Raw genomic sequence first — 18798 nt, 5'->3', positions numbered from 1 at the left:
GTTCTAGCGGTCACTTCAGCAACAAAAAATTCAAGAAGCTTTTTCTGCAAAGATTTCTTTAATTTACAATGGGTTATCTTCATTTTTGTAGTATAGCAGTGATGCTAATCTACTACAGCCCCAAAAATATTTATAACAAGAAAAATCTTTTTCTGCTAAACCAAGTATATTTTGAGTATACCCAAAATATTTAACTATTTTATATAAATCTACAATTAAAGAAACATTTCAAAATCAAACTCAGATTTTTATAAGATAAAACACATCTATTTAACTGTTAATTTACATTTAAAAACCAAATCCAAACATAAAAACAGAATAAAAACCCAATAAAAACCACAAAAAAAGAATAAAAACCTACCCCTAACCCCATAAATGAAATATCCTGCTATTTAATGCTTTTCTAAAACCCAATTGTAAAATTAGGTAAATGTTTGTAAAAACAGTAACATAACCACTTAAAAAGCAAACACCTCAATAAGTTGGATAATTACCCAATTTATTGAGGTGTTTTATACTGGCTATAGCCTCTATGACTTACTCTTTGTCGTTTTTTATCTTCGCAAAAATCATTGCTAAGATAGGACCTGAAATATTGTGCCAGAAGCTAAATACTGCACTTGGTACGGCAATTACAGGGTTCGCTTTAAAGTGTAATGCGGCAAGAGCTGCCCCCAAGCCCGAGTTCTGCATACCCACTTCAATTGCCACCGCTTTGCTGTCTGCAATAGGTAGTTTGAATAAACGGCTCGCTAAATAGCCGATTAAATAACCTAGACCGTTATGTAACGCCACAACTGCAAAAATTAATAAACCAGACTCAATAATACGATCACGGCTAACTGATACCACAGCCGTTACAATTAACACGATCGCAATAACTGAAATTAACGGCATTGTTTGGCTGAATTGTTCTACTTTTTGCTTGAAGATAGTACGAATAACAACGCCAACAAAAATAGGCAATAGCACCATTTGTAATACCGAGATAAACATCGCTGTTGCATTAATTTCTAACCATTGGCTCGCAAATAAGTAGAAAATCGCAGGAGTTAAAACAGGTGCTAATAACGTAGAAATAGTTGTACAAGCCACCGATAAAGCCGTGTTACCACGAGCTAAATAGGTCATTACATTTGATGATGTACCACCCGGGCAGCAGCCTACTAAAATCACACCAATGGCTAAATCTGGCGGTAAGTTAAATGCTTTTGCTAATCCGTAAGCAATGCTCGGCATTACCACGAATTGAGCGATAACACCAATAATCACTGATTTTGGATTTTTCGTTACTTCCGCAAAATCTTTAAATGTTAAGGTTAAACCCATTCCAAGCATGACAATCCCTAATAGGTAAGGAATCCAAGGAACGAATTGTTTAAAGGTTTCAGGATATTGTGCTGCGATTAAAGCAAAAACCACCACCCAAATAGCGAAAGTTTTGCTTACAAATTGCGTAAATTTTAATAATGTTTGCATATTGCCTCTATATTGTTATAAAAAGGTTAATAGCCTACCTGAGTTTCAAATAAAAGTGAATAGCATTCATAAAACTATAGTAATGAAAGCCTCTTTTTAGGTATAATCGTTTTGCTTATCAACAAAAAAATTAAGGATATCTTTATGAAACACTTAAAACTTTCAGCAATGAGCCTAACCGCTTTATTTATTTTAACTGCTTGTTCTCACACACATAAAAATAGTGATGAACATCATCAAATGGTATTACAAGAGCAAGCAACTTTAGGTGTGAACTGGGTGCAACAATCTGGAGAATACCAAGCGTTAGCACACCAAGCGTTTAACACGGCAAAAGTGGCTTTTGATCAGGCAAAAGTGAAAAAAGGCAAGAAAAAAGCCGTTGTGGTTGATTTAGATGAAACAATGGTAGATAACAGCCCTTACGCTGGCTGGCAAGTGAAAAATCATAAAGCCTTTGATGGTGAGAGCTGGACTCGTTGGGTAAATGCACGCCAAACAGGAGCCATTGCAGGGGCTGTTGAGTTTAACAACTATGTAAACAGCAACAAAGGCACAGTATTTTATGTTTCAAACCGTAAAGATGACGGCGAAAAAGCAGGCACTATCGATGATATGAACAAACTCGGCTTTACCGGCGTGAGTGAAAAAACCTTATTCTTGAAAAAAGACAAATCAAACAAAACGCCTCGCTTTGAAGAGATCGAAAAACAAGGCTATGAAATCGTGCTTTATGTTGGCGATAATCTAAACGACTTTGGCGATGCAACCTACCGTAAATCAAATGCAGAACGCCGTGCATTTGTGGCTGAAAATAGCAAATTATTCGGCAAAAAATTCATTGTATTACCAAACCCTAACTACGGCGATTGGGAAGGTGGTTTAGATAAAGACTACTACAAAAGCAATGCAGAAAGCCGTATTAAAATCCGCCACGATGCGATCAAAGCGTGGAACGGCAAATAACTCGCTAAATCATTCGTAAAAAACAACTAGAAAACGACCGCTTGTCAATCTTTTAGCCGATTACAAGCGGTCATTTTTCTATAAAATTTTGCAAAAGTTTGTTAGGATACCCAAACTTTCAATTCATACTAAAAGCAATAAGGAACGACCAATGACCGCAATGAAAATTACCCTTTCCCAACAAGCCGCCCCTGAAGTTTGGGGAAAGAATGCCCTGCTTTCTGTTAATGATGGGGGCTTTATCGTTCACAATTATAAAAAGGGTTTAGCTACCATTCAAAAAGCCGCCCGTAAAATTAAAAATCAAGGTATTTTGAATGTGGCATTAGTTGGCGATGGTTGGAATGTAGAAGAATGCTGGGCATTCCATCAAGGTTTTCACTCAGTTAAAAATCAAGGCTTGGTGGAATATCCAGATTTAGGCGAGCAACAAACAGAATTCGATAACCGTGTAAAATGTGCCACTTTCGTGCGAGAGTTAATTAATGAGCCTTCAGACACTTTAACCCCTGAAAAATTAGCCCAACAAGCGGCTGAATTTATTCAAAAAATTGCAAAACCGAATACTGTTTCTTATGAAATTATTCGTGACGAAGCCTTGAAAGAAAAAGGCTATCACGGTATCTGGACGGTAGGTAAAGGCTCAAGCAATCCGCCTGCACTTTTAACGCTTGATTTCAACCCAACCAATGATAAAAACGCTCCCGTGCTTGCTTGCTTAGTGGGTAAAGGCATTACCTTTGACACAGGCGGTTACAGCCTGAAACCAAGTGATGGAATGAGTACAATGCGTACCGATATGGGCGGAGCGGCACTCTTAACAGGTTCACTTATCTTTGCCATTTCTCGTGGTTTAAACAAGCGTGTAAAACTCTATCTCTGCTGTGCAGAAAATATGGTTAGCCACAATGCGTTCAAGTTAGGCGATATTATCACTTACCGCAACGGTGTTACCGTTGAAGTGCTAAATACCGATGCCGAAGGGCGTTTAGTATTAGCTGATGGTTTAATTGATGCTTCAAAACAAAATCCGCAATTTATTATTGATGCAGCAACACTCACAGGTGCGGCAAAAGTAGCAGTAGGCAACGATTACCACTCTGTGCTTTCTATGGACGATAACCTAACCAACGCACTCTTTAACTCTGCGAAAGAGGAAAACGAGCCTTTCTGGCGTTTACCGTTTGAAGATTTCCACAGAGGACAAATTACCTCCTCTTTTGCAGATATTGCAAACACAGGCACAATTCCTGTAGGGGCTGGAGCAAGCACCGCAACCGCATTTTTATCTTACTTTGTGGAAAATTATCAACAAAATTGGTTGCATATTGATGCTTCCGCCACATTCCGTAAAACTGCCAATGATTTATGGGCAGTTGGTGCAACAGGGCTTGGTATCAAAACCATCGCCAATTTATTGCTTTCTAAGTAAATATAAAACTGACAAGCGGTTACTTTTTACTAAAAATTTGCAAAAAATCAGCAAAATTTGACCGCTTGTTATCAAACAAAAAGGAAGAATGTGGCTAAATCCAATTACATTACCCGAGCAGGCTGGCAAGCCCTCGATCAAGAACTTAAGTTTTTGTGGAAAGAAGAACGCCCACAAGTTACCCAAGCGGTTTCTGATGCGGCAGCATTAGGCGATCGCAGTGAAAATGCGGAATATATTTACGGCAAACGCCGTTTGAGAGAAATTGACCGCCGAGTGCGTTTTCTTTCTAAGCGATTAGAAGTACTGCAAATCGTGGACTACCACCCCAAACAAGAAGGCAAAGTCTTTTTCGGGGCTTGGGTTGAACTCGAAAATGAAGAGGGCGAAGTCAAGCAATACCGCATTGTTGGCTGTGATGAGTTTGACCCTGCTAAAAACTGGATTTCGATTGATTCCCCTGTTGCCAGAGCGTTAATCGGCAAACAAGTTGATGACGAAATTCGAGTAGAAACACCCGTTGGCAAAGTGTTGCTTTACATTAATANATTCCCCTGTTGCCAGAGCGTTAATCGGCAAACAAGTTGATGACGAAATTCGAGTAGAAACACCCGTTGGCAAAGTGTTGCTTTACATTAATAAGATTTGGTATGAGCAAGTGAGTTAATACCAGTAGGGGCGAAAAATTTTTCGCCCCTACGCATATCTACCCAAATAACCTATCCATTTCTTCAATTAATGTTTTGCTTGGTTTATCAAAATAAACGCCGTTGTCAGTTTCTCCATTCATTGCTCGTAAAAATAGATACGCCACACCACCAAAATCACGTTCGTAATCGTAATTTTCGCCCAAGCGAGCCGTCAGATAACGGTGTACTGCAAGGGTATAAAGCAAATATTGTAAATCATAACGCTGTCTGCCCATCTCTCGCTGAATGTTTTCTTTCGTATAATTTTGTAGCAGATAACCTAAGAAATTCGATTTATAATCAATAAGATAAAATTTCCCATTCTGTTGCACAATGCAATCCACAAACCCACGCACAAAGCCTTCTAATTGCGGTAATTGCAGCTCGGGCAAGTTTTTCGCTAACGGGCTATGTTGTTTTAGTAACGTATTTAATTGGTGTAAAGCTTTATCATTTTTTAGGCGTAAATAGAATTGCCATTCATTTAATCGCTTCGCTTCATCAATCTCTTTTAAAGAGAAATTAGCTTCCGCCAAAGGGGTCGAAAGGATACGTTCAAACCACAATGATGTTGGCTCAATCCACTCTTCGTTTAACCCTAGTTGCTCACAAACTTTCGCAATACTTTCTCTGTCAATTAGTTCGCTAAATCGGCAATGCTCAAAAAAGCCGTGTAACACCGTCCCCACTTTAATACCGTGTGGGAATTGGAAGGGCGAAAAAGCATCAGTTTCCAACGTATAATCTGGCTCAATAACGTCAATATGCACATCTCTATCTTGGGCTAATTCCATCACTCTATCTGCTCTTCCTTCACTAAAACGCTCGTGCTGTGCATAAAGTGAAGTAAAGCTGGTGATCTGCCCTACTACTCGAATATTGCCATTAAAGGTTTTGGCTTGGTAATGCTCTTCTGTTTTATTATTTTCCCAACGGCTAAATGGTAATTGCTCTTCCACTTCAATCATATCGGCTGAAATCTGTTTTTGAGCAAAATAATCCGCCACGCTTGATTTTTCTTTCGGTAACTCGCCTTCTGCTAATAAATAATGCAACGGACTCCAACCTGAAATCATTTTTGGTAACACTAAATTAAGCTGTGATTCCGCACGGGTTAATGCCACATAAAACAGACGAAGATCTTCCGCATAGGCTTCATTTTGGATTTGCTCTTTTGCCTCTTCTTCGCCTAAATACCAATCCAGCTCGCCTTGTGCATTGCGGTATAAGCCTAAATTTGCTTTCGTATCGCCCTCACTTTTTTCTGCGGCAAACGGCAACCAAACAATAGGATACTGCAAGCCTTTTGAGCCGTGAATCGTTACAATTTTGATCAACTCCTCTTCGCTTTCAAGACGAAGTTGCTGTTCATCATTAAAATCTGGAGAGCTGATTTGCTTTTCATACCAACGCACCAGCTCGGTTTCTGATTCCAATGTTTGCGATGTTTCTTGTAGAATTTCAGTTAAATGCAATAAGTCGGTAATTAGCCTATCAGCGTTCGCTAAACTTTTTAATCGCTCAATAATACCTTGCTCCAAATAGATTTTATGCAGCATCGGCAAAATGCCCTGCTCTTTCCAAATGGAGCTGTATTCCACAAACTGATTAACCTTTAAATCCCACAGCATTTCGTTTTCTTTGTAGCGATAAATCTCTGCTGCACTTAGCCCCCAAAGGGTTGAACCTAAGGCAGAGAATAAGGCTTTATAGTTGTAAGGATTCAGCCCTGCTTGTAAGATCCTGCAAAGCTCTTTCGCAATTTCCGAGCCAAATACAGACGCCGATTCCGCCAAATAAACCGATTTTATATTCCGCTTCGCTAAGGCTTTTTTAATGCGTTTTGCCTGAGAGCCTTTTCTCACCAAAATGGCAATATCTTTTGGCTCAAACGGTTTGAATTCACCATTTTTCTCAATGCCAAATTTTCCCTCACTCATTGCATTAAGCTGTTGATGAATTTGATACGCACAAATTTCTGCCACATCATCGAGCTTGGTTTTCTCGCTGGTGTAGCAAACAAAATGCCCTTGCTCGCTAATCAGCTTGCCTTTGTTGCTATCTGCTTCAACAGGGTGAAAGCCAATATCTTCATAAAGAAATGGCGGTTTTGCCCCATTTGCAAAATTAAACAAATTATTGACCGCTTGTACCACCTCAGGCAACGAGCGCCAGTTTTTGCCAAGCGTAAATTGCTCGCTCGCCTGTTTTGCCGCTCTTAAATAAGTGAAAATATCCGCCCCACGGAATTTATAAATAGATTGTTTTGGATCGCCAATCATAATAAAACCGTTATCGCTCTGCTCCGCCATAAAAATTTGGCTGAAAATTTCATATTGGGTGAGATCGGTATCTTGGAACTCATCAATCATCGCAAACGGATAAATGGAACGAATTTTTTGGGCTAAGGCTTTGCCTGTTTGCGGATTTTTCAACGCTTGGTTCAGCATTGTCAGCAAATCATCAAAACCACGTTGCGGATGCGATTGCTTATAGTTTGCTAACTTATTTTTTAAACCGATTAGGAATTGATAGAGTAAAATAGATTTTAAGCTGTGTTCAAATTGCTCTTTGTAAGCGGTCAAAAATGCCTGATTTTTTACAAGTTGAGGTAAATCCATCGGCTCGCAGCTTTTCTTCGTGCCTGCGGCAATTTTCGGTGATGTGAACAAATAGAACTCATCAGGCAAATAACGGTTTGCCGAATTTGCCCATTGATTCATTGCAATCACACCTGCTTCAAAAGTCGCTGGGCGATACCAACCGCCGTGTAACGTTGTTTTATTTTTAAGATCTTGCCTAATTGCTTCTATTAGCTCTTCACTATGGCTTTTCCAGTAAGATCTTACCTCATCAATGAACCGATTATATTCCGCTAACTGCTCAGAAAAATCTTGATTTAAAAAGGCTTTCGGCTCTGGCAATTCACTAGATAAATAATGTCTTACTGCACTTAACGCACTTTCTGGCGTGATTAATTCAGCCGAAATAATTTCACTTTCTGTTACGCCTTGCGGATAGAATTGCTCTCGCCAGACTTCTTCACTTAATTTTTTAAGTAGATCACTTTGGTTTGGCTGTAAATCCAAGTCAAACCGCACGCCCGATTCAAACGCAAACTGCACCAGCATTTTTTGACAAAAGCCGTGAATGGTAAACACGCTGGCAGAGTCAATTTCCCGTTCGGCAATGCTTAAACGTAACAATGCTTCGTGAATATTCGGAATTAACGGATAAATCTGTGCCAAAAAATCAAGATTGTTTCGATAGGATTTTGTACTTTCCGCCTCCAAACCATCAGCTTGATCTTTTAAAAAGTCGGCACATTGCTGAATATTTTTACGGATACGGTTTTTCAATTCTTCGGTTGCCGCTTTGGTAAAAGTCACCACCAAAATTTGTTCCACCGTTAAAGGATTGCAACCAATGCCGAGCAATAAACGTAAATACAGGTTGGCAATAGTAAAGGTTTTCCCTGTGCCGGCGGAAGCCTCAATTAACACCGATTTATTTAAAGGTAATGTAATAGGATTTAGGTTTTTCATCATTCGTTACTTATGAAAAAGAGTCCAAAGATTTTATCGGCAAAAAAAGCAAATAACCAGACTAGAATAGGGAAGAATTGCCACTTTTTCTATTGCATTTAAATTTATTTTGTGATCAATCTCACAAATCTGAATAAAAGTTTGAATTTTTTGCGTTTTTGTGTACACACTTTCTCTGTCTTTATGAAATTTATATAAAAATCAATAAGTTATGTTTTTAATTTTGAAGTTTCACTCCAAAAGAATTATTAAAAATGTGATCTAGCCCTCATTTTTAAACAAACTAAAATATTATCAAAAAACCATAACCATTTGATTTTAAAAGATTTTTAAAAAGTTCCGTAAAGTTCTGAAAATTTGACGAAGATTTTTTATTTGTGTAAATTTCGCCACAACAAGAAACGCAAAAACTTGTGTTAAGTATTTCTAAACTGTCGGGCAACCGACTTGTTAAAACTCTAACTATAAGGAAAAACATTATGAAAAAAACACTTCTTGCATTAGCAGTAGCGGCAATGGCTGCCGGTGGGGCAAACGCAACCGTTATTTATGAAAAAGACGGTGCTAAAATTGATATGTACGGTCGCCTTGCATTAGAAGTTATTAAAGTTGAAAACAAACGTACCGATGTTGTTGATAGAGGCTCACGTTTGGGCGTACGTGCATTCCAAGAAATCGGTAATGGTTATGATGCATTAGCCTCTGCTGAATTACGTTTTTCTAAAACCGGCTTTGGCGATGATATTCGTGCACACCGTGTGTTCGCAGGTGTTCGCCATAACGATATCGGTACTTTAACTTTTGGTCGTCAATTAGTAGCCGGTGACCACATTCCTAAAGCAAACTATACGAAAGAAATGGGCGGTAACGTATTCTTAGATGCTCACGGTAAAGCATTACACTTTATGTCTGCTAAATTTAACGGCGTTCGCTTCGCAGCAGACTACTATGTAGGTCATTCAGATAAATCCAAAATAGATGAGGGTCAAGGTTTCCAATTCGGTTTATTCTATGACGGTCAGTTAGGCGATGCAAAAGTACGCTTTGGTTCAGGTTACGGTGAATTAACTGCGGCTAAAGCAGGTGCAAGCACTTCAGTATGTAATGGATATGCTAAATTAACTGATAAAGATGGAAATGAACTAAATCCAGTACAAACAGTATGTATCAAAGAAACAGTTACTGTGGGTAAAGAAGAAGAATTCAAACGTAAATTTGCAGGCGTAGGTTTTGATATCAACTACGGTAACTTTACTACAGGTATCGACTGGGCTTATGGTAAATCAAAAGATAAATTCTTTAAATTCCAAACATTTGGTAGCGAAAAATTTGAAAAAATCAACCGCTTTGATGTGGGTGTGAAATATGCGGTAACTCCACAAAATAGCATCTACGGTGGTGTATTATTCGGTACAGGTCAAAATGCTGGTCAAGCTAAAGCGAAAAACTTAGGCTGGAAACTAGGTGTTGATCATAACTTCAACAGATCTACATTCGTATATCTTGAAGGTGGTAAAGGCAGAACCAAACAAGCTGGCGAAACTATCGAGAAAGATAGCCGCATTGCTGCAGGTGTTCGTATCAATTTCTAATCTTAATAAAAAAACACTCACCTTAGTTTTTTAGCCACTCGCAAGAGTGGCTTTTTTGTGTTGTAAACTATGATGCCACAAAAACCCAGTAGAGCATTGAATATATGATACCACTTGAAATTAATCGGTTTTTTTAGTTATTATGATTAGGTATAGCAAAAATGAGGAAAAGAAAATGGCTATGACCGTACGTTTAGACCCTCGCTTAGATGAGAGATTAAACAACTTAACCAAACAAACCGGACGCTCTAAATCCTTTTATTTAGCTCAAGCACTAGAAAGCTATTTGGAAAATATAGAGGATTTGTTGCTTGCTAATGCAGTTACTGAACGCATTAGAGCCGGCAAGGAGCGTACTTATACTGCAGATGAGGTGCGTAATGCAATCAAAATGGAGCGTGATATACTCTGAATCTGCGTTAAAGCAGTTAAAAAAACTTAATAAAAAGAACCCACAATTAGTGGACAAAATTATGGATTATTTAGATGGTGTCGCTATGCTGGAAACCCTCGAGATAGAGGCAAAGCATTGAGTGCCAATCTATCCGGAAAGTGGCGTTATAGAGTAGAGAATTTTAGGATTATTTGCCAAATTGACAATGGCGAGCTTCTAATCACAGCACTAAATTGTAGAAGATCAAACCTAATCTGACAGTCCCCCATTTAAAATTACCGTGTCTGTCAGATTAATTTGAGCTTAAATTCTTTTCCACCCAAATCCGTTTTCCATCAAGTAAGGTTGCCATCGGTGTTCTGCCACAGCACATTTTTCCTTGATGAGTTCGATGATGATTATAATACATTAACCATTCATCTAAATCTGCTTGTAATGTCGCTAAATCCATATAAATTGTCTTCCTAAATACGACTTGGTAAAACTCTTGTAAAATCGTCTTATGGAAGCGTTCGCAGATACCATTCGTCTGGGGATGCTTCACTTTCGTTTTCGTATGCTCTATGTCATTTATCGCTAAATAAAGCTCATAATCGTGATTTTCCACCTTGCCACAGTACTCACTGCCTCGGTCGGTAAGAATACGCAACATCGGTAATCCTTGGGACTCAAAGAACGGTAGGACTTTATCATTGAGCATATCCGCAGCACTGATAGCGGTCTTCATCGTATACAGTTTTGCAAATGCGACTTTACTATAAGTATCAATAAAGGTCTGTTGATAAATGCGTCCACCCCCCTTAAGATTCCCCACATAGAAGGTATCTTGTGGACCTAGATAGCCCAGATGAGCCGTTTCAATTTCGCCACAAGCCACATCATCTTCTTTTTTACGCTCCAAGGCTTGAACTTGGTTTTCATTCAGAATAATGCCTTTCTCAGCCACTGCTTTTTCTAACGCATTTAAACGCTGTTTAAAGTTAGCGAGATTATGGCGTAGCCAAATAGAACACACACCGCCTGCTGAGATAAAAATACCTTGTTTACGGAGTTCGTTACTGACTCGTACCTGCCCAAATGCCGGATTATCGAATGCAAACTTCACAACAGCTTGCTCTGTTGCCTCATCCACACGATTTTTTAGATTAGGAGCACGCCGATTTTGATTAAGTAAGGCATCCACCCCACCTTGCTCAACCGCTTGTTGATAGCGATAGAAGGTATCTCGATTCATCCTCATCACCTTACAGGCTTGAGAGATATTGCCCAGTTCTTCTGCTAAATTTAATAAACCGGTCTTGTGTTTAATAAGGGGATTGTTAGAATAAAATATGAGAGTTTCCTTTTTTGTTTAGATTGAATTTGGACACTCATATTCTAAACGGGAAACTCTCACTTTTTAGAGTGAATTGTCAGATCAAGTCTGATCTTCTACAAATAAAACCTATACGGTGTATGTTGAAACTGATGTGAAAACCATTTTCATTTTAGTAGATACTGATACAAGTACTGTTTTAGGTTAATCTTATATAACTTTGATAACAAAGCCCCATAACAATATGGGGCTTTTTTTCGCTCTACTCTTCTTACAAGCGGTCAAATTTCCCGAAAAATTTACAATTCTGCTATAATTCCAATCAACGCTTAATTCCCATTTTTGGAGAGAATATGAAAAAACAGCTCCCTATTGGTATTCAAACCTTTGCTAAGTTAAGAGAAAACAATGAATACTACTATGTAGATAAAACGCAAAAAATCATTGAACTCATCAATACCAGTGAGTTTATTTTCCTCTCCCGCCCTCGTCGTTTTGGCAAAAGTTTAACCTTAGATACCATCGCCGAGCTGTTTTCGGGCAACAAAGCCTTATTTGAAGGATTGTATGCTGAGAAGCATTGGGATTGGGCGAAGGAATATCCTGTTATCCGTATTAGTTTTGGCACAAATGTGACCTTTGATGAAGAGCGTTTAATTCAAATTCTGAATGAAAAGCTCGAGGAACTCGAAGAAATTCACGGTTTGTCTGAAAAATCACATTTATCGGAAGCGGCTCGTTTTCAGCGGATTATCAAGCATATTTACACGCAAACAGAGCAAAAAGTGGTGGTGTTAGTTGATGAATATGATAAGCCGATTTTAGATAATCTCTCCACCCCAGAACAAGCTATCTTAGCTAGAAACCGCTTAAGAGATTTTTATAGCGTGCTAAAAGAAAGCGATGCCTATCTGCGTTTTGTAATGCTCACAGGCGTCTCCAAATTCAGCAAAATCAATCTCTTTTCAGGATTGAATAACTTGTACGATGCGACACTCGACAAACAATTCTCCGATTTATGTGGTTATACTCAAGCTGAACTAGAAACTGTATTCGCCCCTGAATTATCGGGTGTGGATTTAAGCGAGCTGAAGAATTGGTACAACGGCTATAATTGGTCGGGGGAGAGTGTGTATAACCCGTTTGATGTGTTGTTGTACTTCCAAACCCGAATTTACCAGCCTTATTGGTTTGAAACGGGGTCGCCTACGTTTTTGGTGGATAAATTAATCAATGAAAATGTCGATTTAGGCAGAATTACTCAGCAAATTTCGGATAATCACTTGCTTTCTCGCTTTGATGTAGGCGATATCAGCCCGATTGCGTTAATGTTCCAAACAGGTTATCTCACGATAAACCAGCAAGTAGAACGCTTAGGTAAAGTGGGTTATACCCTTAAATTCCCGAATAAAGAGGTGCAACAGAGCCTGAGCGAGCTATTATTAAGACGCTTTTTACATAAAAAAGATTCAGGGCTAGAGTTGAGTTCCTATTTATACGACGCTCTAATCCAACACGATATCGCTCGTATGCAGTTAGTCCTCAAAGCCTTTTTCGCCAGCATTCCACACGATTGGCACAGAAATAACAATATTGCTTATTACGAAGGCTATTGGGCGAGCGTGTTTTATGCCTATTTTGCTAGTCTTGGTTTTCCGATTATTACAGAAGATGCTACCAATGTGGGCAATATTGATATGACATTGCTCGTGAATAACCACGTTTATATTTTTGAGTTTAAAGTGGTGGGAAAAGATGTGAAAGAAAGCCCGCTGGGTTTAGCTCTTGCTCAGATTATCGACCGAGATTATGCGAAGAAATATCAAGGACAAGGCAAAACGATTTACCAAATCGGCGTGGAATTTAACAAAGAGAGTCGAGACGTGACGTTTGATGTGGCTTGTTTATAAACAGGTAATTACAAGCGGTTGAATTTTGCCGGAAATTTGACCGCTTGTAAGAAGAGTGGAGCGAAAAAAGCCCCATATTGCGATGGGGCTTTGGTTTATTAACGCTAAAAGTTTAGTAATTAGCCAAGAATATTAACCGTAATACTGTCGTTCGCTTGAACATAAAGATTTAAGTCCTCCTCGCCAACAGTTGCGGTGTAGAGGTCGTAACCTCTTACACTGCTGCTTGAAGCCTTCTCAAAACCTGATAGATTAAGAACATCATTCTTATCTGAACCACCTTGTACTCGTAAACCTCCATCACTAATTTTCGCTACCACTTCAGCGTTGAGGGTAAGTTCAGAAACAGCACTATTATTTAGCATTCGGATTAAACTTAATGAATCGCCTAGTTGGGCTAGTTTTTCCTCACTCCACTCCGTAAAGTCTTGGCTCAAGTTACGGTTAACACCATTTGCACCACGATCTCCGAAGGTATAAGTATCCCAGCCTTTGCCGTTGTTAGTATTGTCGATTAATGAATTAGTCATTGCACCGGTACTATCACGTAGCCAGATAGTAGTACTTTCTAGTTCATCTTGTGCATTGTATCCCTCTACTACTTTCGCAGCGTTGAATTCAGGATAATATTCAACAAATAAAGACTTAGATGTGAATACCCCATCTTTATTATAATCTAGGCGCTCCCTAAGTGTGTTATCGTCATTATAATCATATGTCCATGTATGAGTTCTTGAGCCAGAATGTACATCAGAAAGTCTTCTTCCAAAGTCATCATAAGTATAATCAACACGATAATCTCTTGAGCTATCTACATACGATAATTCAATATACTTCGCTCTATTTAGCTCATCAAACTCTCTTTTAGCCGATTGTGTAAGCTCTTGCTGTTTGGTTATAGGATTATAAGAGTAGACTTTATAAGCCGTCTCATTACCCTGAGCATCACGAGTGTACTCATAACGGGTATCTATAATGCCATCATTATCGCTATCAACTTCCTGTTTGGTTACTTGACCTAGTGCATTTCGCTCGTAAATTCGTACGGCTTGTACTTCACCATCATTATTAATGATTTCAGTACGGAGAATATTCCCGTTCGAATCACGAGTGTAGGCTTCTATACGGTCAGTGGTTTTATCACCATCAGTATCAAAATAGGATTTCTCTGTTCTACCTAAGTTATCTAGATCATAGCGAGTGATTGAGTTGATAGTGTTATCTCCTAAAGTATCTATTGATAACTTAGTACGCTGATTGTTTACATTTAGTTCATAATACTCAATCTTGGTTAAGACTTCTCTGTCATTAACTAGATTATAGAAGTTAGTCTGTGTTAAGCCACCATCTGCTTCACGACTATACACCTCTTTTCTATCAAAAGTACCATCGTTAGTTAAGTCGATGTTTTTACCAATCCAACGACCATTTGCATCTAGGGTGTAAGTTTCACGGTAGTTAAATTTACCATCTACGTTGTTATCACGCTCAAGGGAGGTTCTTTCGCCTTTTACGTTGTAGTCATATTTCAATACCTGGTCTATGCCTTGTACGGTGTTGCCACCATTATCTTGCTGTGCTTTTCCTGTGGTAGTATCGGCATCATTGTTCACCAACACTTCACGAACCCTACCTAGATTATCGAACTGCTGATAATGGATCTTATCAAGAAAACCATCTCATTTGTAACGTATAAAGCCAAGTACTAAAAAGGCTAAAATCTAGCCAACTTGTTTCCTATATTATTTAGTCTAAAAAATAATAGAATACTCCATTTGATAAAAATTAGAAGAAAAAACACTCAAAGTAAAAATGGATAAAACAGTCGCTTTTTAACAAATCAAATCTGAATAAGTTAGTAGCTTGTTTTCTTGATAAGATCCATTATCAGATCTTCGACAGTTTAGGCAGGGTTGCAAGGGTATTAGTGGACAATGACGCTAAAGAAACTACAGGTAAACCACCGTCTGATAACAGCGGTAAACCTGTTGCCGGCATCGACCAAGTGTTGAAGTATGACTATAACGTGAAAGGCGAAAAAATCTCTATGCAACGGGATAATAACGTAGACGACGAGCCTGATTACCGTGAAGTCTATACCTTAGATGCGAACGGTAAAGTTACTCAAAAAGAGATTGATTTAACAAATGATGATCAATTTGATAAGAAAGAGGTTTACACCTTACAGGCTGATGGTGCTATAGAGAAAACCCACTTCTATAATCTCATTAAAAATAAAGATGGGATTTTGGAAGAAGTTATAGCGAAGATTGAGGAGTATAGCTTAAATGCAAATAATCAAACTGGGGTAACTAAAACAGATCTTCTGGGCGACACTACCATTAATAGTAAAACAACATATAGGCTGAATGAGTATGGTCGTGCTTCCGAAGCTTTCTTTGATGTTGATGGAAATGGTTCAATCGACCGTAGGGAAGTTTATCAGTATTATCCTGATGGAAACTTGAAGAAAAAAGAAATAGACACTGGTAACACCGGTTCTATAGATTCTTCCGAAACCTATATCCGAGATGCTCTTGGTAGAATTACTATGTTACAAAAAGATAGTGATAATAATGGCTCTACGGATTCAGCCATTCATTATACATATGATAATTATGGTCGAGTAACCAGTGAACGTAGAGATTCAGATAACAACTTAGATACTCCTGACTATATTGAGACAATAACATATGATACGTTAGGTAATCGTGAACGAGTTTATGTTGATAGAACGGGCAATGGTGTTACTGCTGATGATGCTTTATATCACTTTACATCTACGAACTATGGTCAGTTCTATACCGTTACTGAGTATGATCCTTCACGAGCCGGAACGTATATCAAGTCACCATTAGAAATTGATAACCCAAATAAAGCAGCATTACGCTATATCCGTACAAATCACTATGATGACTTTGGAAGAGCAACAATTTGGGAAGTGGACAGCGATGGAGACGGAAAGATTAATAAAGAAGGAGATGTAACAAGGTATTTCTCATATGATTACGATGGCAATAACTTGAATTCTCAGGCGTTTAATAAAGCAACCTCGTGGAAAGTTTTTAATGGCTTAGGGAAAACTTCTCGCATTGATTATTTTGAACATGATTCATTTGGTAGTACAAAATTAACAATGATAGATTTTGGAGGAAATGGGCGTATTGATCAAATAATTATTGGTAATGCAGGAGGTCAAGCGGATAAATCCTTCCATTTAGATATGACGGACAGTAGTGATTGGACAGCTGAAAAACTGTCTAAACTCGCTAATGTAAGGTTCATTCAATTATCTGATGAATCAACACAATCTTCTTTAACATTAGATAAAAATGCACTAAAAGCATTATCAAAAGAGGTGCGTATTCTAGGTGATTCAAAAGATACTGTACGTTTAGAAGACATTGAATTAGAAAATCTCAATAGCCCAACAACTATTGATAAGCAACTCTATAATCAATATTCAACGCAAATTGATAATTCAACTTACAAGTTAATTATTGATGCGGATATTAACATTTCTGACCTTGTCTAAAGAATGTCCAAGCCAAAGCCTCCATAGAAATATGGGGGCTTTTTTCCTACCTTAAAGCCGTTACAAGCGGTCATTTTTTCCTAAAAATTTGCAATTCTGCTATAATTTGGCTCATCAGCCGCCTTTTTCGGAGAGAAAAGATGAAAAAACAACTGCCTATCGGTATTCAAACCTTTGCCCAATTGGTTCAAGAGGGCTATTACTATGTGGATAAAACCCGACCAATCTTGGAATTGATTGAAACCGGAAAATTTATTTTCCTCTCCCGTCCCCGTCGGTTTGGCAAGAGTTTAACGTTGGATACCATTGCCGAGCTGTTTTCAGGGAATAAGGCATTGTTTTCTGGGTTGTATGCTGAAAAGCATTGGGATTGGTCGGCTAAATTTCCTGTTATTCGCTTTAATTTTGCCAAAGGGGTAGCAAAATCCAAAGCTACAATAACAGAGTTACTCACCTCGCAATTACAACAAAATGCCAAACAATATGGGGTGGAATTGGCTGATTTTTCGGGGTTGGGGACGTTGTTTGATGACTTAATTAATAAAATTGTCGAAAAGCACCAACAAAAAGCAGTTATTTTAATTGATGAATACGATAAAGCGATTTTAGATAATTTAGAACACGCCGAAACCGCCCTACAAATGCGGGATATTCTAAGGGATTTTTATTCGGTAATTAAAGGGCAAGATGCGAATATCCGCTTTGCAATGCTCACTGGCGTGTCCAAATTCAGTAAAATCAACCTGTTTTCGGGCTTGAATAACCTCTACGATGCCACATTAGACAAACAGTTCTCCAACCTCTGCGGCTATACCCAATCCGAGCTTGAAGCGGTGTTTGCTCCTGAATTATCAGGCGTGGATTTAAACGAGCTGAAAAATTGGTACAACGGCTATAACTGGTCTGGTGAGAGTGTGTATAATCCGTTTGATATTTTGTTGTTTTTCCAAAAACGGATTTACGAGCCTTATTGGTTTGAAACGGGGTCGCCCACCTTTTTGATTGACAAACTCATCAATGAAAATGTGGATTTGGGTAGAATCTCCCAGCAAATTTCGGATAATTTATTGTTATCCAAATTCGATGTGGGCGATATTAGCCCTATCGCCCTTATGTTCCAGACTGGTTATCTTACGATTAACCAACAAATTGAAAAAATGGGCAGAGCGGGTTATACGCTAAAATTCCCTAATAAAGAGGTGCAGCAGAGCCTGAATGCCTTATTGTTGAGACGCTTTTTACATAAAAACGATTCAGGACTAGAGCTAAGTTCTTATTTATACGATACCTTAATTCAACACGACATAACCAGAATGCAGCTTGTTCTCAAAGCCTTTTTCGCCAGTATTCCGCACGATTGGCACAGAAACAATAATATTGCTTATTACGAAGGCTATTGGGCGAGCGTGTTTTATGCCTATTTTGCTAGTCTTGGTTTTCCGATTATTACGGAAGATGCTACCAATGTCGGCAATATTGATATGACATTGCTTGTGAATAACCACGTTTATATTTTTGAGTTTAAAGTAGTAGGGAAAGATGTGAAAGAAAGCCCGCTTGGGTTAGCGTTAGCACAGATTATCGACCGAGATTATGCGAAGAAATATCAAGGACAAGGCAAAACGATTTACCAAATTGGGGTGGAGTTTAATAAAGATAGCCGAGAAGTCGCGTTTGATATTGCTCGCTTATAATATGGTGACAAGCGGTTAAATTTCCTGAAAATTTTGCAAAAAACAAGGGAAATTTAACCGCTTGTTTTTGGAAATAATACGAAGAATTTAAAAGATAAAAAAGCCTCAGCATTGCTGCTGAGGCTTAATTTGTAGAAGATCAAACCTAATCTGACAGTCCCCCGTTTAAAATTACCGTGTCTGTCAGATTAATTTGAGCTTAAATTCTTTTCCACCCAAATCCGTTTTCCATCAAGTAAGGTTGCCA

At 38.5% G+C, this 18798-nt stretch carries 13 protein-coding genes and 1 pseudogene; 9 read left to right on the top strand and 5 right to left on the bottom strand.

Annotation, left to right across the window (positions count from 1 at the left end; translation table 11 throughout):
* Nucleotides 1-83: pseudogene (locus ACERCF_RS11095) on the bottom strand (IS1595 family transposase); the annotation flags it as partial.
* A 454-nt stretch (nucleotides 84-537) separates the two neighbouring features.
* The gene (locus ACERCF_RS11090) at nucleotides 538-1479 is read right to left on the bottom strand and encodes a bile acid:sodium symporter family protein (RefSeq protein WP_373625604.1); all 942 of its coding nucleotides are present in this window, start codon (nucleotides 1477-1479) and stop codon (nucleotides 538-540) included.
* A gap of 144 nt (nucleotides 1480-1623) precedes the next feature.
* On the opposite strand from ACERCF_RS11090, the gene ACERCF_RS11085 reads away from it, so the two are divergent.
* From ACERCF_RS11085 to ACERCF_RS11070, 4 genes are all read left to right on the top strand, one after another.
* Nucleotides 1624-2445, top strand: coding sequence for a 5'-nucleotidase, lipoprotein e(P4) family (locus tag ACERCF_RS11085; protein ID WP_373625603.1), 822 nt, complete (start codon nucleotides 1624-1626; stop codon nucleotides 2443-2445).
* 151 nt (nucleotides 2446-2596) lie between these two features.
* On the top strand, nucleotides 2597-3877 hold the full coding sequence (pepB, locus tag ACERCF_RS11080; protein ID WP_373625602.1) for an aminopeptidase PepB: 1281 nt from the start codon (nucleotides 2597-2599) through the stop codon (nucleotides 3875-3877).
* Between the two features lie 90 nt (nucleotides 3878-3967).
* Nucleotides 3968-4465 (top strand): transcription elongation factor GreB, encoded by a 498-nt coding sequence (gene greB / locus ACERCF_RS11075; protein WP_373625601.1) that lies wholly within the window; start codon nucleotides 3968-3970, stop codon nucleotides 4463-4465.
* Nucleotides 4398-4544, top strand: coding sequence for a GreA/GreB family elongation factor (locus tag ACERCF_RS11070; RefSeq protein ID WP_373625600.1), 147 nt, complete (start codon nucleotides 4398-4400; stop codon nucleotides 4542-4544). Before greB ends, ACERCF_RS11070 begins: the two co-directional genes overlap by 68 nt.
* A gap of 39 nt (nucleotides 4545-4583) precedes the next feature.
* On the opposite strand, the gene recB is transcribed toward ACERCF_RS11070, so the two are convergent.
* Nucleotides 4584-8111 carry an exodeoxyribonuclease V subunit beta gene (gene recB, locus ACERCF_RS11065; protein WP_373625599.1) on the bottom strand — a complete coding sequence of 1176 codons (3528 nt, stop codon included), beginning with the start codon at nucleotides 8109-8111 and terminating at the stop codon, nucleotides 4584-4586.
* Nucleotides 8112-8590: 479 nt separating this feature from the next.
* On the opposite strand from recB, the gene ACERCF_RS11060 reads away from it, so the two are divergent.
* Both ACERCF_RS11060 and relB read left to right on the top strand, forming a co-directional pair.
* A complete protein-coding gene (locus ACERCF_RS11060) occupies nucleotides 8591-9703 on the top strand; it encodes a porin (RefSeq protein ID WP_373625598.1) in 1113 nt (370 codons plus the stop codon).
* A 175-nt stretch (nucleotides 9704-9878) separates the two neighbouring features.
* On the top strand, nucleotides 9879-10115 hold the full coding sequence (relB, locus tag ACERCF_RS11055) for a type II toxin-antitoxin system RelB family antitoxin (protein WP_373625597.1): 237 nt from the start codon (nucleotides 9879-9881) through the stop codon (nucleotides 10113-10115).
* Between the two features lie 274 nt (nucleotides 10116-10389).
* Here the strand turns inward: relB and ACERCF_RS11050 are convergent, their stop codons facing one another.
* The gene (locus ACERCF_RS11050; protein WP_373625605.1) at nucleotides 10390-11430 is read right to left on the bottom strand and encodes an IS481 family transposase; all 1041 of its coding nucleotides are present in this window, start codon (nucleotides 11428-11430) and stop codon (nucleotides 10390-10392) included.
* Nucleotides 11431-11765: 335 nt separating this feature from the next.
* On the opposite strand from ACERCF_RS11050, the gene ACERCF_RS11045 reads away from it, so the two are divergent.
* Nucleotides 11766-13322, top strand: a complete 1557-nt coding sequence (locus ACERCF_RS11045; protein ID WP_373625596.1) for an ATP-binding protein — start codon at nucleotides 11766-11768, stop codon at nucleotides 13320-13322.
* A gap of 119 nt (nucleotides 13323-13441) precedes the next feature.
* On the opposite strand, the gene ACERCF_RS11040 is transcribed toward ACERCF_RS11045, so the two are convergent.
* Nucleotides 13442-14941 carry an RHS repeat domain-containing protein gene (locus tag ACERCF_RS11040; protein ID WP_373625595.1) on the bottom strand — a complete coding sequence of 500 codons (1500 nt, stop codon included), beginning with the start codon at nucleotides 14939-14941 and terminating at the stop codon, nucleotides 13442-13444.
* A gap of 308 nt (nucleotides 14942-15249) precedes the next feature.
* Between ACERCF_RS11040 and ACERCF_RS11035 the strand changes: the two genes are divergently transcribed.
* Nucleotides 15250-16857 carry a hypothetical protein gene (locus ACERCF_RS11035; protein ID WP_373625594.1) on the top strand — a complete coding sequence of 536 codons (1608 nt, stop codon included), beginning with the start codon at nucleotides 15250-15252 and terminating at the stop codon, nucleotides 16855-16857.
* Between the two features lie 140 nt (nucleotides 16858-16997).
* Nucleotides 16998-18551, top strand: a complete 1554-nt coding sequence (locus tag ACERCF_RS11030) for an ATP-binding protein (RefSeq protein ID WP_373625593.1) — start codon at nucleotides 16998-17000, stop codon at nucleotides 18549-18551.
* The last annotated feature ends 247 nt before the right edge of the window (nucleotides 18552-18798 follow it).

The organism is Mannheimia kashgarensis (assembly GCF_041807705.1).
Lineage (GTDB): Bacteria > Pseudomonadota > Gammaproteobacteria > Enterobacterales > Pasteurellaceae > Mannheimia.
The sequence above is the reverse complement of the archived record's forward strand: the minus strand, read 5'-3'. Positions and strand labels throughout refer to the sequence as shown.

Excerpts from the sequence above, each read along its gene's own strand:
- ACERCF_RS11090 (WP_373625604.1), bottom strand. The coding sequence starts at position 1,479 with ATGCAAACATTATTAAAATTTACGCAATTTGTAAGCAAAACTTTCGCT.
- ACERCF_RS11085 (WP_373625603.1), top strand. The coding sequence starts at position 1,624 with ATGAAACACTTAAAACTTTCAGCAATGAGCCTAACCGCTTTATTTATT.
- pepB (WP_373625602.1), top strand. The coding sequence starts at position 2,597 with ATGACCGCAATGAAAATTACCCTTTCCCAACAAGCCGCCCCTGAAGTT.
- recB (WP_373625599.1), bottom strand. The coding sequence starts at position 8,111 with ATGAAAAACCTAAATCCTATTACATTACCTTTAAATAAATCGGTGTTA.
- ACERCF_RS11060 (WP_373625598.1), top strand. The coding sequence starts at position 8,591 with ATGAAAAAAACACTTCTTGCATTAGCAGTAGCGGCAATGGCTGCCGGT.
- relB (WP_373625597.1), top strand. The coding sequence starts at position 9,879 with ATGGCTATGACCGTACGTTTAGACCCTCGCTTAGATGAGAGATTAAAC.
- ACERCF_RS11045 (WP_373625596.1), top strand. The coding sequence starts at position 11,766 with ATGAAAAAACAGCTCCCTATTGGTATTCAAACCTTTGCTAAGTTAAGA.
- ACERCF_RS11030 (WP_373625593.1), top strand. The coding sequence starts at position 16,998 with ATGAAAAAACAACTGCCTATCGGTATTCAAACCTTTGCCCAATTGGTT.